This window comes from Verrucomicrobiota bacterium (assembly GCA_021413925.1).
Lineage (GTDB): Bacteria > Verrucomicrobiota > Verrucomicrobiia > Chthoniobacterales > UBA6821 > UBA6821.
Genome location: JAIOPL010000015.1, coordinates 102,157 through 117,973, shown reverse-complemented (window position 1 = coordinate 117,973; position 15,817 = coordinate 102,157). Strand labels below are relative to the sequence as shown.

At 57.0% G+C, this 15,817-nt stretch carries 13 protein-coding genes and 1 tRNA gene; 3 read left to right on the top strand and 11 right to left on the bottom strand.

The genetic code is table 11. The annotated features are described in order from the left end of the window. Positions 1–21: 21 nt before the first annotated feature. Positions 22–1,107 (top strand): hypothetical protein, encoded by a 1,086-nt coding sequence (locus tag K8R57_07670; protein MCE9588174.1) that lies wholly within the window; start codon positions 22–24, stop codon positions 1,105–1,107. A 427-nt stretch (positions 1,108–1,534) separates the two neighbouring features. Here the strand turns inward: K8R57_07670 and K8R57_07665 are convergent, their stop codons facing one another. From K8R57_07665 to K8R57_07630, 8 genes are all read right to left on the bottom strand, one after another. Continuing rightward, entirely contained in the window at positions 1,535–2,533 is a 999-nt protein-coding gene (locus K8R57_07665) for an NAD(P)-dependent oxidoreductase (GenBank protein ID MCE9588173.1), read from the bottom strand. 44 nt (positions 2,534–2,577) lie between these two features. Then, positions 2,578–3,681, bottom strand: coding sequence for a hypothetical protein (locus K8R57_07660; GenBank protein MCE9588172.1), 1,104 nt, complete (start codon positions 3,679–3,681; stop codon positions 2,578–2,580). Then, a complete protein-coding gene (locus K8R57_07655; GenBank protein ID MCE9588171.1) occupies positions 3,584–4,915 on the bottom strand; it encodes an aminotransferase class I/II-fold pyridoxal phosphate-dependent enzyme in 1,332 nt (443 codons plus the stop codon). Before K8R57_07655 ends, K8R57_07660 begins: the two co-directional genes overlap by 98 nt. 209 nt (positions 4,916–5,124) lie before the next feature. After that, positions 5,125–5,198, bottom strand: a tRNA-Pro gene (locus K8R57_07650). A gap of 73 nt (positions 5,199–5,271) precedes the next feature. After that, a complete protein-coding gene (locus K8R57_07645) occupies positions 5,272–6,759 on the bottom strand; it encodes a glycoside hydrolase family 130 protein (GenBank protein MCE9588170.1) in 1,488 nt (495 codons plus the stop codon). Next, a complete protein-coding gene (locus K8R57_07640; GenBank protein MCE9588169.1) occupies positions 6,756–9,065 on the bottom strand; it encodes a glycosyltransferase family 4 protein in 2,310 nt (769 codons plus the stop codon). The genes K8R57_07645 and K8R57_07640 overlap by 4 nt, the downstream gene beginning before the upstream one ends. 121 nt (positions 9,066–9,186) lie before the next feature. After that, positions 9,187–9,516, bottom strand: a complete 330-nt coding sequence (locus K8R57_07635; GenBank protein MCE9588168.1) for a YbjQ family protein — start codon at positions 9,514–9,516, stop codon at positions 9,187–9,189. 114 nt (positions 9,517–9,630) lie between these two features. Further along, positions 9,631–11,586 (bottom strand): phospho-sugar mutase, encoded by a 1,956-nt coding sequence (locus tag K8R57_07630; GenBank protein MCE9588167.1) that lies wholly within the window; start codon positions 11,584–11,586, stop codon positions 9,631–9,633. A gap of 366 nt (positions 11,587–11,952) precedes the next feature. Between K8R57_07630 and K8R57_07625 the strand changes: the two genes are divergently transcribed. After that, on the top strand, positions 11,953–12,504 hold the full coding sequence (locus K8R57_07625; GenBank protein MCE9588166.1) for a GDSL family lipase: 552 nt from the start codon (positions 11,953–11,955) through the stop codon (positions 12,502–12,504). Positions 12,505–12,525: 21 nt separating this feature from the next. Next, on the top strand, positions 12,526–13,338 hold the full coding sequence (locus K8R57_07620; GenBank protein MCE9588165.1) for an ABC-2 family transporter protein: 813 nt from the start codon (positions 12,526–12,528) through the stop codon (positions 13,336–13,338). Here K8R57_07620 and K8R57_07615 read toward each other — a convergent pair. The 3 genes from K8R57_07615 to hemB form a co-directional block, all read right to left on the bottom strand. Further along, entirely contained in the window at positions 13,267–13,842 is a 576-nt protein-coding gene (locus K8R57_07615; protein MCE9588164.1) for a L,D-transpeptidase, read from the bottom strand. The two genes, K8R57_07620 and K8R57_07615, sit on opposite strands and share 72 nt — an antisense overlap. 134 nt (positions 13,843–13,976) lie before the next feature. After that, a complete protein-coding gene (locus K8R57_07610; protein ID MCE9588163.1) occupies positions 13,977–14,540 on the bottom strand; it encodes a L,D-transpeptidase in 564 nt (187 codons plus the stop codon). Further along, a complete protein-coding gene (gene hemB, locus K8R57_07605) occupies positions 14,537–15,550 on the bottom strand; it encodes a porphobilinogen synthase (protein ID MCE9588162.1) in 1,014 nt (337 codons plus the stop codon). Before hemB ends, K8R57_07610 begins: the two co-directional genes overlap by 4 nt. Positions 15,551–15,817: the final 267 nt, after the last annotated feature.

Genomic DNA, 15,817 nt, shown 5'->3' with positions numbered 1-15,817 from the left:
CCGAAATATACCCGATAACCAATGAAACCTAACACGCGAATTCTCCTAACCGCTGGCTCTGTTCTGCTCGTCATGCTGGCGATTTTCCTTCTCTCGGGGATTGGCGGCACAACGAAAAGCTCCTCGCCTGAAGTCAATCGGCCTGTCGTCAAGCCGGTGAAAGTGGCGCTCCCCGCTTTGCCCGCCCCCGAACTTGCCCCGATGCCGGCGGCAACGCCGCCTCCCGTCGTGTTGCCGGAAAAACCCACAGGTGGACCGATCGCCCGTCTGCTCAAGGAGAATCAGCTTTTGAAACTCACCCCGGCACAACTCTCCAAGTATTTGAGTGAAAATCAGGGCGACGCTAAAGCCCTGGTTGCCGTGTTCCGGCTGACGGGAGATATGAACTCGCTTCGTCAAGCAGTGACGCAATTTCCCAACGACCCGCAAGTGCAGCTCCAGCTCGCTTTCAGCAGCGGTGACCCCGGCGAGCGTCGCCGTGGTATCGAAGCGCTTCGCAAAAATGATCCCGATAACACCATGGGCGACTACCTTTCCGCGCGCGAACATTTCCGGGCCGGACGCACGGAAGCGGCGCTCAACGACCTTGTCGCCGCCGCCGATAAAACCAAGCTTGATGATTACGCGCTCTCCGCGCTTCAAACTTCGGAGGAGGCCTACATGGCAGCAGGCTATAGCGTGGTCGAGGCCAAAGCCGCCGCGATGCTCGGCCTCACGCGCCAACAAATCGAACCACTCCAAGACCTGTCGAAGCAAATGAGCGAACTCCAAAACCGCTACCTGCAAATGGGAGACCGGACCTCCGCGCAAACCGTTTCCGACATGGGGATCAACCTTGGTCGGCAGGCGCAGGACAGCAACTTTTTGATTGATGAACTCGTCGGCGCCAGCATCGAAAAAAAATTCCTCGGGCTACTCGATCCCGCCGCCCGCCAGGCCCGACTGGCCGAGATGGATGCGCGTAAAAAATACCTCCAACACATGGCTGGCAGTCAGGCATGGGTGAACATGGACGGCGCCGAAGCCGTTGCTTACTTCGACCGCCAAAAACTCTACGGCGAACTTGAAGCCCTCCGCTGGCTGCGCGAACGCCACGGGGAAAAGTAAAAGGAGCAAACCCATGAAGCCTTTTCCATCGCTACCAAAGAGCCCATTTATTGGATTCACCCTTTCGCAAATGGTGGCTTTTCTACTTTGAGGTATTGGCCTATGGGGATGGGGGCAGGGGGATGATCGCTTTTTGGCATGTATCAATCAGAAATGGTCCGCAAAATCGGTAAACACCAACGGCCGACTCTTTCGAGCTATTCAGGACACGCATTGCAATAATCCTTCTGAGGTTCTCCTCCCCCACCTTGGCTGGCACGGTTGCTGGTTTCGATTAGTCGTCAATACACGGGACTGACCCTTTTGCTGATGATCCGGGGTTGAATTGAGCAGAGAAGGGTGAAACTTGAGACCTGAAAGCTGAAATTCAGAACCGGGATCTCTATTACCCACTCAGGTTTCAAGTTTCCGCTTTCAGGTTTTCAGTTCAGATCTTCCCCTGCCCCTTCAGCCATGCGGCGGTTTCCGCGAGGGTCTCCGCAAGCGTGCGGCGGTGGCTCCAGCCGAAGTGCTCGGCAAAGGGCGTTCCTTCGGCGACCCATCGTGAGGGAAGGATCTCACGCACACGGTCACGCCCGAGACTGGGGGCAGCGGCACGCCAGGCAGGAACTGCGTCGATCACTAGGGAGGCTAGTTGGATTGCAACCTGGGGAACCGAAAGCGTGATGCCGCGGGCATCGATCACTTCGGCTGCGGTCGCAATCAGTTCGGAATCCGTGATGAGTTGCTCCGAGCCAAGATAGAAGGGCCCGTGCTTCTCCCAGTCAGCAGGCGCAACCACGGCGACAGACAGCATGGCGTCACAGAGATCACCGACATCGATCCAGCTGTAATGCTTGGGAGCAAAACCCGGTTTGATGCGGATCGGAGCGGCTGCCATCTTGAAGAGCGGTAGCGTGGCGGCATCGCGCGGCCCGAGCACCATCGGCGGCCTGAGAATAAGGAGGCGACGACCAAGCCGATTGCGGAGTTCCCTCTCCATGGTGAGTTTCGAGGCGCCGTAGAACGAAACAGGATTATCCTGGTGATTCATGGTGCGATGCGAGGAGTCGGCCGGAGTCGGCCCTCCGGCGGCCAGTGAGGAAAGAACGATCATCCGGGCCGTCCGGGGCAACTGAGCGGCTAGACGGATACTCCCGTCGACATTGGTACCAAAGTAATCCTCCTTCCGGCGCCCAAAGAGAAGTCCTGCGGCGTGGATCACCAGATCAGGAGAGATACCCTGCGGAAGCTCCCAAAAATCCCCCGTGACCCGGCAGATCTCGAAGCGCCCGTCGTCATCAATCCCCTCACCCTGAAGCTGAGCACGGAGTTTCTGCGGATCACGAACCGGAAGAATGATCCGGCTCCAGCGGGAGTCACGATGAAGCTTAAGCAACAGATTCCGTCCGACGAATCCCGTGGAGCCGGTCAGCAGAAGTTCCATAAAAAAGTGATTCCCGATCTCGAGCAGGAGAAGCTTTGCAGAGGCTAGAGAGCCTTCTCGAAAATCTCGTAGGTGCGGGAACAATGGCCGCCCATGAGTTTCGCGGCCTCAAGAATCTCCACATTGTTGGCTTCTACCCAGGAGACTTCCACCACGCTGTGCTTCACTTTTGAAACCATAAAGCTCTCATAAAAGAGCAGGGCGCTCAGTCCCTTGTCGCGATAATCGGGCTCGACACCCAATACGCAAAGGCGGCTGGTCTTTGGCTTGCAGATCTGTAGTCGTAGCGCCATCTCCAGAAAGCGGAGGATCCCCTTGCGGCCTCGGGAGGCATGGAACACCTCGTTCACATTCGGGAGGGTGAGTGAGAATCCGACCTCCTTTCCATCCATGCAGACAAAGAAAATCATCTTGGGATCTGCGATCGCCTTAAGGTCATCAGCAGAGTGAAGCAAATCATCCAACGCGATCGGATAGAAGCCCCAGTTCCGATCCAGTGTGATGTTGTAGAGCCGGTGGATGATCTCCATCTCCTTCGGCAGATTTTTCATATCGAGGGACCGCACCGTAACGCTGTTACGATTTTTAATGCGATCCACGATCTTGCTCACTCGCTCAGGAGGATCGTTGTGCAGCGGAACATCATAGGCGGCAAGAGTGCGTACGACCTCCAGGCCCGCTGCCTTGTAGACCTCCTCATAATAAGGGGGATTCCAAGGCATCGAAACAGAGGTCGGCCTGTCATTCCCCTCGGTCAGCACCCCGCAATCGTCGTTGATGGTGGGATTGTAGGGACCGCGCATGATGGTCAGGCCCTTCTCCTTCAGGATCTTGGCTGCCTCATCGACAAGCGCTCTTGCCACCGTGGAGTCGTTGATGAAATCAAAGAATCCGAAAAAGCCGACCGTGTCCTTGTTATAGTTGTTGTGAGAGCGGTTGACGATGGCGGCGATACGCCCGACAGGCTTTCCGTCTCGGTAAGCGATGAGAGGAATTATCTCCCCGTGCTTCTTTAAGAAAACGGACTTTGGGCCAATAAGGCCGACGACACTACCGGGAAACGGCGGCGTGAAGCTCGGATCCGTTCCGTGAAGAATTTCCGGAATCGACTCGAACTTCTTCAGGTCCGCCGCGCTGTGGCAGGGCAAAATCGAAAACGTTCCGGCGGCGGCCTGGTTCTGTGTATGCTGGGTCATCGAAAGTCCCTAGTTCTCTCGCAATCTTTGCGAAAATGTCGAGCACCTTGTCGAGATCCTCCTCACTGTGGGTCGACATGAAGCTGGTGCGGACGATCGCCTCGCCATAACGGACGGCAGGATAGATGGCAGGCGTGGCGAAGACTCCCTCTTCGAAGAGGCGCTGGGCGAAGGCGAACGCTTTGGCCTCGCTGCCTATAAGGATCGGAACGATCGGGCTCTGGGTCGAGCCGATCTTGAATCCGATCGACCTGAACCCTTCGTGCATCTTGCGAGTGTTGCGCCAGAGCATTTCGATGCGCTCAGGCTCGGACTGCATGATTTCGAGGGCCTTGAGAACGGCACCCACCACGGCAGGAGCAAGGGAGGCGGTGAAGATGAAGCAACGGGCCTTATGCTTCACAAATTCTATCATCTCATGCGAACCGGAGATGAAACCACCCATGGAGCCGAAGGACTTGGAAAAGGTTCCCATGACGATTTCGACATCGTCATTGACCCCGTAGTGATGGACCACGCCGCGCCCTTGAGGGCCGACCACACCGAGTGAATGGGCCTCGTCGACATACATGATGGCATCATATTCCTTGGCTGCCTTCACCATTGGCGGCAGGTCGGCCATATCACCGGACATGCTGAAGACGCCATCCATGATAATGAGACGGCCCGACTCATCAGGGATGCGCTTGAGTCGGTTGCGAAGAGCATCCACAGAGTTGTGACGGTAGGGAACCAGCTTGGCTGGGGCTACCTGACACCCCTCGATAATGGAGGCATGGTTCTCGCGGTCGCAAAGGATGAAGTCATCGGCCTCGGTCAGGGCGGCAAGGGCACCTTGGTTGGCAAAGAATCCGGTGGAAAAAAGCAGAGCACTTTCGCGGCCAAGGAAAGCAGCCAACGCCTCCTCCAGTTCATTATGGAGGGAGATCGTGCCATTGAGCAGGCGGGAACCGGTGCATCCGGCACCAAACTGGCGAGTCGCCTCACAGGCCGCCTCGACAATACGGGGATCTTGGGCCAGGCCGAGGTAGTTATTCGACCCGATCATGATTTTCTCCTCACCGCCGCAGACAACATGGTTCCCGTAGCTCTGCTCGATGCAGCGGAAATACGGGTAGAATCCCTGAGCTCGGGCATCTGCCGAATCGCTATACTCTCGGCACTTCTGGAAGAGGTCTCTGGCCATTGCTTTCTGTTGGGAAAATCGCAGGAATCGTCGGACGTGTAAATGCTTTCATGCATCCGCGCAGAGCGGAAACAGAGTAGGAAGCAGTAAAAAAATCGGGGCGACAGGATTATCCCAGCAGGCTGGGCTCTGCAAAAATCGCTTCGCTCAGGAACAATGCGCACAGCGCGGGCAGTCGAACTGAAGTTCTCATCCTGTCGAAAGAAAAATCGGGGCGACAGGATTCGAACCTGCGACTTCTTGGTCCCAAACCAAGCGCTCTACCAAGCTGAGCTACGCCCCGGAGGTGAAATACCTTACCCTTATTGGTCGGGAATGTGCAAGAAGCGTCTAGGGCACCTCTGATAAACCGTTCCCTAACCGGACTTCAGCAACGCGATCAAGGGATCCAGCGGAACGCTGACCACGGCCGAGGCACGGTCGCTCACAGCAAATGGAAGAATAAGTTCATGACCATGGAGGAGCGAACCGCAACTGTAGACGACATTGGGGACATATCCCTCACGCTCCGCCCCCACGGGAGAGAGCAGTGGCTCACGAAGACGCCCGATTACCTTCGTAGGATCGTTCAGGTCGAGCAGGGCGGCGCCGATGCAGTATTTCCTCATGGGCCCGACCCCGTGTGTGATGACCAGCCAACCGGCCTCCGTCTCCATGGGTGAGCCGCAATTGCCGATCTTCACCGACTCCCACATTTCGGAAGGGCGCAGGATCACTTGCGGATCACTCCAGTAATGAGGGCTATCCGAGAACATGATGAAGAGGTTCTCATCGTCCTGGCGAGAGAGCATGGCGTAACGCCCGTTGATGCGACGGGGAAAAAGTGCCATCCCCTTGTTCTGCACGGCACTCCCGTTGAGCGTCAGGATGCGGAAGTGCAGGAAATCCTTGGTTTCGATGAGCTGTGGCAGAATGGATCGTCCGTTATAAGCCGTGTACGTCGCATAATACATGACCGAACCGTCATCCTCGATGAACCGGACGAACCGCGCGTCCTCAATGCCGGAGGACTCGCTAGACGAAACCGGAAAGATGATCCGTTCGCTCATTGCGAGCTTGTCCGAAAAACAGAGTTCGTAATTGGAATCGGCCAACCATTGGATGCAGTCCAGCGTCCGGTCGAGGTCGCGAGTCGGGGGCTGGGTTTGAACTCGCACGGCATCCACCCTCGCGTTCAGATCATGACGCGTGAAGTTTTCCGAAAGCTGATCCATCACCGCGGCGGCATGGCTTTCACGACGCTCTCCCTTTTCGTTTCTTTCACCGAATCCCATCTCTGCCAGCTTGATAGTAAAACGTTTTTTGTAGTAGCTGGGATTGGGCAGGACTTCGGGAACCGTAACGAAACGTGAGACGGGATCTAGGGTGATCCCTCCATCGTTGGCGATAATTCCTGATCGAAATTCAATGGAGGAGATATGACCCTCTCCCGTGGCTCGAAGGCTCATAATGAACCGAAGTCCACCTTCCGGGACTCCGCCTTGATCCGGATGAGGGACGATAGAGGGGTTGAAGATGGCCGCTGATTCGAGCGCATATTCTCCCGAGAAGAGCGCCCCTATAAGCAACTGACGCTCACGGGAAAGCGGCCGCTGAGTGAAGACATGGTGACTCACCTTTGCAAAGTGCCCTTCGAGTAACGACTCAATATCGAAATGGCGTGAGTCGAACTCGCTCAGGACGGAATCCAGTTCGCTTCCGACCTCCTCATCACTCAGGGCAAGCGCGCGACCTATAATGGTGGTGATCCGAAAGGTATCCTCGGGAATAAAGGGGCGGATAATGACGCGCGCGCTATCCGGTAGAAGTACCACCTCATGGCGTCGGATACTGATGGAGTTCATCGCGTGGATACGGGTTGGAGAGGCATGAGGGGCGTGATATGTTCAGCTGATTTCATTTCTGCGAGCGAAAGGTGGAAGGCTAGCGAGGATTCTGCCCCCTGATTTTCACTAACCCTGTCGTGATGGAGCCCGTCACTGCATCCGCCCGTGCTGAAATCGTAGAGAGGGAGACCCAGGTCATTGCGTCCTAGGAACCACTCGAAGGAACGTCTTGCCTCCGGCGACCAGATGGCATCCCCGGTTACCCGGAATGCCTCGCAGGAGGCCGACACCATAGCAAGGGCCTCCAAGGGCTGCTGGTCGAAATCTGCGCGCGCGCCATCGCGACGGTAGAATCCATTGCTGCCGATGGGACGGAAGCATCCACGCTGAGTTGTCTGGATCGAGGCAAGCCAGCGAAGGGATTTGAGTCCTATGGCGAGAGCTTCTTCATGGTTCATGGAGTCTCCGCTGAGGATCATCGCCTGCGAAAAGCGGGCATTGTCATAGGTGAGACTCGCCTCAAACCAGGGCCAGTCCTCCGATGAATACTCTTTCCAGAGACTGATGAGCCTTTCCACGAGGACTTCGCGCAGGAGGCTCGTCTTTTCCTCGTTCGGAAAACGGCGCTGATACTCGTGAATCCCCAGGAGGGCAAAATTCCAGGCCCTGGGTGAGGTGAATTCTTCAACAGCTGCAAGCCCGAGCTCGAAAATCTGTGCGGCCAGCTTCCGATGACCTTCATTCCGCGAACGTCCCACTCCTGAGCCCAGACCCCACAGGGCACGCCCATGGCTGTCTTCGCTACCGGCGTCCTCAAGCCACTGGCGCCCGTGACTCATAAAGTTACGGAAGCGTCCGCTCTTCCGATCAAGAGCTGCAGCCAGAAAGGCAAGATAGCAGGTGGACTGGGCGGCCAGATTCTCCATGGGAGGCTGGGCACCGATCTCATCGAGCAGATTGCAGAGTATGTAGGCCCGCGCATTGTCATCCGTGCAATAGCCCTCGTGAAAGTTGGGAACGTTGAAAATGGCGTGCTGGAAGATACCCGTGCCGTCACTCATGCGGATGATGTGGTCGAGCCTCAGGGGAGGGAGCTCCAGGGGGCGACTGGCAAGCGTCCAGCCCGCAAAAGCCGCACGCGGAGTGGTCCTGCGATCGAAGGGAACTGCAATCTGGGGATCATGGCGGCGATCTCGTCGGGCCTCCTCAAAGGTTTGAAGATAGCGCTTGGCGACAGTCGGCCAGATCATTTCTCGCCCCATAGCATAGGCATCTCTGCGGATCTTTTCCATTCGCACAGGATTATCGAGCAAGCCGCAAACTCCCTCCGCGATAGCCTGGGGATTATGGAACGGAACCAGGACGCCACGTCCATCCGCAAGCAGTTCCTGTGCATGCCAATAAGGAGTGGAGACAACGGCCTTCCCCGCTCCGATCACATAGGCGAGGGTGCCCGAGGTGACCTGCGCCTCGTTAAGATAAGGGGTAAGATAAATGTCGGTCGCACCCACAAAATCTTTCAGGTCATCCGATGAGACAAATCGGTTGTAAAAGATCACATGCTCTTTCATGCCCAGCTCCTGGACCAGTCGCTCGAGACTCAACCTGTAACGCTCCCCCTCGCTGGCCATCAGGTGTGGGTGCGTTGCTCCAAGTACCAGATACACGACATTCGGATGCCTCCGAACGATCTCAGGTAGGGCTTCGATTGCGTGCTCGATTCCCTTGCCCGGACCGATGAGGCCGAAGGTGAGAAGCACCTGGCGTCCTTCCACGCCGAACTGCTCCTTGCAGAGTCTAGATTCCACAAAGTCGAGATCAGGTATGCCGTGCGGAATGACATCCACCTTCTCATCGGAGACCCCGTAGGTTTCCTTCAGGATCTCGCGCCCCTTGCGGGACATCACGACGAGACGACTGCTGCGCGCCAGCAGGGTCTCCATTACCCTGCGCTGCACAGCATCGGGATCGCTGAGTATCGTATGAAGTGTCGTCACCACAGGCATCCGAACCTCCTTCAGCAATGCCAGTAGATGACTGCCGGCCGCCCCCCCGTAGATGCCGAACTCATGCTGGACGCAGAGCAGGTCGGTATTATTGAAGTTCAAGAGATCGGCCATCCTCCGGTAGGAGGCCAGATCTTTCTCCGTGATCTCAAAGCGCACGCGAGGTGGGTAGGCGTAGCCCTCAGGGCGGTCATTGACTGCCCCGACAAAGCAATCCCAATCTGGGACAATCGAGGCGATTGACTCGCACAGATCGTGTGTGAACGTCGCAATTCCACACAACCTCGGCAAATAATCGCCAAGAAAAGCAATCCTCATAGGGTCAGTAGAATCTCTCAAACCAGATTCAGCCTAACCCCGTCAGACCACCGCACAAGAAGCGTCCCGTTACCGCTGTGTAAATAAGCAAAAGAACTAGATGGGAGGGGAATGCTCCAAGCTACGCTTTAGCAGATTCCACCGTCACTGCAGTTCCGTAACAAAGGACCTCAGTAGTAGCCGAGTCGCCGAGATCGGAGGCATCGTAGCGGACTCCGATGATGGCGTTGGCACCGAGTTCCGCAGCATGAGAGACCATGGCATCGTAGGCATGCTGGCGTCCCTGCTCGCACATCTCGGTGTAGGCTCCAATGCGGCCCCCTATAATGCTCTTGAGTCCGCCGAGGATTCCCTGGGCGATGGTCGGCGAGCGGACGATGATGCCACGAACCATCCCCTTGTGGGCGGTGATTCGGTAGCCGGGAATGTCAAAGGTGGTGGAGGCCAGCATAGGATTTAGGGAGTAAGTATTAGGAGCTGGGTGATGGGGAAAGAAAAGAGGCTGCGTTCGGTTGATGGGTTGCGTCTTCTTCCCTATGCCCCATGACCTATCACCGATGCCCAATCAGGCCGCGCGTAGCGCGGCATCCGCCTTGAGCCACTGCCAGAGCGTCTCGAGTCCCTCGGCAACTCGCAACTTGGTGGAGGCGAGCTCATCGGGTGTAAAGGTTCCAGAAGAGGGTTTTTCAGCGGCGTAGAGGTAGTATTTGATCTTCGGTTCGGTACCAGAGGGACGAACTGTGACTTTCCAGCCGCCTTCGGTTTCGAAAGTGATCATCGCCTCCTTCGGAATCAACTCTCCCTCCGAGTCATAGAGATCCTGGGTGGCATAGTTGAGAACAGAGAGAACCTTGGCTCCGGCGATTTCCGCCGGAGGATTGCCGGCATAGGAATCGACCAGCTTCTTGATCTTCGCAGCACCTTCGGCCCCGTCGAAGGTGAGCGATTCTCCCCGCTCAAGATAGAAACCGTATTCCGAGTAAATCCGATCGAGCAGTGTCACGACCGTGATTCCCTCGCTGGCAGCAAAGGCCGCAACCTCAGCGAAGCAGATGACGGCCGCATTGCCATCCTTGTCGCGGACGAAGTCCCCAGTGTTGTAGCCGTAGCTCTCCTCTCCGCCGAAGACAAAGAAGAGGGAATCCTTGAGTCGCGCCTCCCGGGTCTCCTCCTCGGAGAGGTTGCGGTAGTTGGCCTGGATCTTCGCCGGAAGCTTCTCCTCGTAGGCGCGTTGCTTGGCACCGATGTATTTGAAACCGGTCAGGGTCTCGACGCACTTCACGCCGAAGCCAAGAGCGATCGCTTTCTGAAGATCCGTGGTCACAAGACTCTTGATCACGACGGCATGATCGCGGTTGGCCTCGGTTAGGATACCCTTTTCAAAGAGACTCTTGAGACGGTACCAGACCATGAGCGAACCGATCTGATTGCCGGTGAGCAGCACCAGTTTTCCTAAAGCATCGCGGGCAGCGACACCCATCCGGTCGTCATCGGGATCGGTCGCTTGGACGAGATCGGCTTTCTCGATGTCAGCCAGTTCCATCCCGAGCTTGAGAGCCTCGGGATACTCGGGGTTCGGGGACTTGACCGTGGGGAAGAGACCGTCAGGAACCATCTGGGAGGGAACAGGCCAACACTCGACACCGAGGCGATGGAGCATCGGGATAATGATCACTCCTCCAACTCCGTGTAGTGGGGTGAAGACGGTCTTGAGCTTCGGCTTGCGATGAAAAAGCTCCGGATCAACGATCAGCTTCTCCAATCGCTCCATGTAAGCCTCATCGATTTCACGGCCGATCTTGATCACCTGACCTCGTTGCGCCTCGGGAAGGGGGTCGTAGGAATCATCACCGGCATTCACCAAATCGATGATTCCTTGATCATGCGGCGCGACCACCTGCCCTCCGTCGTCGAAGTAGACCTTGTAGCCGTTGTAGCCCGGGGGATTGTGGCTGGCCGTGATATTGATGCCGGCGGCGGCACTCTTGTAACGGACGGCAAAGGAGAGCTCCGGAGTGGAACGTGGCCCCTCGAAGAGGAGCGCATCACAACCCAGGTCGGTCATCACCTTGGCGGCCAGATCGGCGAATTCCCGGGAGAAGAAGCGTGTGTCGTAGCTGATCGCAATGGCGGGCCGGCCGGGGCGGTTATTCCGCTCGTGCCACCCTCGCACGTAGGTGGCAAGCCCACGTGTGGCGCGGACCATATTGTAGTCGTTCATCGCGTTGGTGCCGATGCAGGCATGCTCGGGACGGCCATCCGGACGACCGAGTCCGGCTTCCGCCTTGGTCACCACCTCACCGATTGTTTTGCCGCGGAGACCGCCGGTACCAAAGGCCATGGCGCGGAAAAAGCGGTTGTTCAGTTCGTCCCAAAGTCCGCCTTGCGCCAACTCCGTGATGACGTCCTCAGCCAGCGGCGAGGATCCGCGTCCAAGCATGGTACGGATATTCTCCGCGGAGGACTTCAAGAGGGAACCCGCGGCTTCGGCTGCGGCGATGGAATCGAGGAGAGTGGACATAAGGGAAGGATGAAACGAGAACCCTGAAACTGGAAAGCGGAAAGGATCTGTCCCAGCCCACAAAAACTGCAAACGCCTTCCCAGGCAACATTTCTGAGTTGTAGGGCACGAAGCGTTCAACATATTCAATGATCCATGTACCATCGTTTCCTCACTGTCCTTCTGTTGACAGCGGCTTCATTCCTGCATGCCGAAGATCCAGCCGCCTCGCCCGCCCCGACACCACCTCCTGGGCTTGATTGGTTCCTAGGCGTGATGACACCAACCGGGGAAAACTCTGCGGCCTGCCCACTTCCAAAATTCGATTGGATCAGCCGCGTGAAGAAAGACAATAACGACGCGGCCAAAGTCGCCAACACGATCCAGTTGGTCTTCGACGGGGACTCGATCACCGACGGGTGGCAGTCAAAGGGGAGACTGGTATGGCAGGAACGCTATGCCAAGCTGGGTGCCTTTGATTTCGGAATCAGCGGCGACCGGACCGAGCACTTGCTATGGAGGCTTTCTCAGGGACAGATGAACGGGATCCATCCCAGGCTCATTCTCCTCATGATCGGGACGAACAATCTGTCCAAGAACTCGAACGAGCAGATTGCCGAGGGAATCAAGGCTATCATCAACCAATACAGAAGCCTCTGTCCGGATGCCGTGATCATAGTCCAAGGGATCTTTCCACGCACTCAGAGTGCCACAAATCCAATCCGCGAACGCATCAAGGAGATCAATAGGATCGTCGCCGGTTATGCCGATGGGAAGAGGCTGCTCTTCCTTGATTTTGGAGACAAATTCCTCGAACCCGACGGGACCATGAGCCCGGAGATCATGCCGGATTTTCTTCATCCCAGTGCGAAGGGTTACCAGATCTGGGCCGATGCCATCCAACCCGTGATCGACCAATACTTCCCTCCTGCGAAGTAAGCACCGCATCCATCGAACGTGATCCTTGAAACTCTCGGTAAATACAGGGCCATTTTCTCCATCGGCCTGCAGAACACATTTGTCTACCGCTGGAATTTCCTGCTTCGCTCCCTCTTCGCCCTGATCCCGCTCTTCGGGACTGTCTTCGTCTGGAGGGCCATCTTCGACGGCACCTCGGGATCGATCGCCGGATACGACTTCAGCGAGATGGTCTTCTACTTCCTGATTGTCCTGCTGGTCGACAACCTGATCACCCCCACGGAGGACGAGTGGCAGATCGCGGCGGAGATTCGAGAAGGCCAACTCAGCTCCTTCCTGCTCAAGCCGTTTGATTTCCTTGCCTATCGCTCCTGCATCTTTGTTGGCTCCAGGCTTCTCTACACCGCCGTCACCCTACTCCCCGTGATCGGCGTCTTTTGGTGGTACGGGCAATATCTGCAGTGGCCGGCTCATGCCTCTACCTGGGCATGGTTCCTCATCAGCCTGGTAATGGCCGGCGCCATCCAGTTCCTGATCGCCTACTCGCTCGCGATGCTCGCCTTCTGGATCCTCGAGATCTCGACCGTCGTCTTCATCCTCTACTCGTTCGAATACTTCCTCAGCGGCAAGCTCTTCCCGCTCGATACCGTCCCGGGAGTTGCCGGAACGGTGTTGCGACTGCTTCCCTTTCCCTACGAGCTCTACTTTCCCGTGGCCGTCCTGATGGAGAAGATCCAGGGCCCTAGGCTCTTGGAGGGCCTGATCATCCAGGCGACCTGGGTGCTACTCTGCTTCCTTCTCGCCCGAGGACTCTGGAGTGCGGGTATTCGCCGCTACGAGGCGGTTGGCATTTAGGAATCCACCCCAACCCGACCGCTCGGGAAGGTGGTCGTTGATAATGCGAACCGTCACGCCGGTACCGACACGATCACAGAGCGTGGCGACATCCTTGGAGCGCATCCGGATGCATCCGTAGCTGGCCGGCCGCCCCAGGGCACTCTCCTGCGGGGTTCCGTGGATGTAGATCCCGCGGTTGAAGGCGTTCCTATTTCCTGCCTCCATCCCTTCCAGCCAGAGGATCCGCGTGACGATGGGATCCCTACCCGGGGCGTTCGGCTTGAGAACCTCCCCGGTGGGTGTGCGTGAGCGGAAGACTTCCCCAAGTGGTTGTCCCATACCGATTTTCATGCGGACAAGGAACTTACCCAAAGGGGTGGCATAGCTCCCTATGCGGTCGCCGACCCCGAACCGGGACGTTGAGACGGGATAGATGGCCTGTGATTTGCCATCGATCCTCAGTTGTAATTGCTGATCCTTCACGCTCACAATGATCTCATGATGAGGATCGCCAGAAGGGATGGGCACCACAGGCTGAACTCCTTCAGCCTGAAGGGCTCTGATCAGGAAAAAAGTGGCGGACAGATAGGAAAAATATCTCAAGCCGATAAGCTGGCCTTATAAGAGCAGCTCGTCAACTCGGTCCGGTGGTTTTTTTAAAGTCCCGTCTCTTTCAGATGCCCTTCGGTGACTACGACTTGGGCTCCCGTCCCGACGAGTTCATAGAGTGTTTTGACATCGATTGAACGCATCCGGATGCAGCCATAACTGACCGGTGTGCCGAGTAGTGACTCCTGAGGTGTGCCATGGATGTAGATGCAGCGGCTGAAGGCATTGCGGTTGTGCGCTTCCAGACCATCAAGCCAAAGAATCCGCGTCACAATGGGATCACGTCCCGGAGCATCCGGCGGAAGAACCTCCCCCGTCGGTTTGCGCGAATGAAAAACAGACCCCAGAGGAGAGCCTTCACCTATCTTCTTACGGATACAAAGATGACCGACCGGCGTGGCATAGCTTCCCTCGTGGTCACCCGTCCCGTATTTCGAAGTCGAGACCTTGTAAAGAGCCACGGGCTTCCCATCGGTCAGCACGAGCATCTTCTGATCGGGAACGCTCACGATCAGGCAATGATGGGTGTCCGCGCAACCCGAGAGAAAAAGCACCACTCCGCAAAGCAACGCCGAAAACGATACCAAATGAAGACTCCGGATCCTGATCATACTTTCAGCGATGCCGCGACCTCGGCCGCAAAATAGGTCAGGATCATGTCAGCTCCAGCTCGCTTGATGGCAAGCAGCGATTCATCCCGCGTCGCCTGGTAGTCGAGCCATCCCAACCGGGCGGCTGCATGGATCTGGGCATATTCGCCGGAGACCTGATAGGCCGCGACCGGAAGCAGCGTGTGCCCACGCACCGCACGGATAATATCGAGGTAGGGACCAGCGGGCTTCACCATCACCATGTCGGCCCCCTCCTCCTCGTCGAGCTGTACCTCATGCAGAGCCTCACGCACATTGCCCGGATCCATCTGGTAGCCGCGCTTATCGAGCTTGGGGGTCGATTGACCGGAGCCGCTCTTCAGCGCATCCCGGAACGGTCCGTAGTAAGCGGAGGCATATTTGGCGGCATAGGCCAGAATCCCAGTCCCTTGAAAACCGGCGGCATCCAGCGCCATGCGGATCGCCTTAACCCGCCCATCCATCATGTCAGAGGGTGCGACGATATCCGCTCCAGCTTCCGCCTGCGCTACGGCCAGCCTCTTCAGCGCCTCCACCGTGGAATCATTCTCTACTTCACCACGGACATCCAGCAATCCATCATGACCATGGTCGGTGTAGGGATCGAGAGCCACATCAGCGATGATGGCTAAGCCGGGGCAAGCCTCCTTCAACGCTCGAATCGCTAAAAAAAGAACATTCTCCGAGGCATGGGCATGGGAGCCTTCGGGGTTCTTCTTCGAGCCCTCGATGCAGGGAAAAATCGCCATCGCCCTGATTCCGACCTGCTCCAAGTGACGGCACGTCTCGACCAGAGAATCCACTGTATGCCGGACCACTCCGGGCATCGACTCCACAAGCTCGGGAACTCCCTCACCCGCACGGACAAACAGGGGTTGAATCAGGTCCTCCGGACGTAGAACAGTCTCCCGGACCAGGGCACGCACGGCGGGTGTGGCGCGGTTGCGCCGCATCCTGCGTAGGAGATCAAGTCCGGATCGGGTCGTGCTCATCCATGTATCTTCCCCGACGTAAGCCGCGAGTCAAGGCACTCGCGCCATCTAACCGAGAAGCTGGCCACCCTAACGGGATGATCCTGCCAATGGCAGGCTCTGCAGTTTCCCTGCGGAAAAGAGAATTGCTGCTGATCGCAGCATGGCAGTCAAACCCTACGAGTTCGAATTCGCCTTACGGCGATTGCCAACAAAGTTGGCCACCCTAACGGGATTCGAACACGTTCGGTCTACAGAGGGAAAACCTCAAAAAGTGGCTTGCAGGAC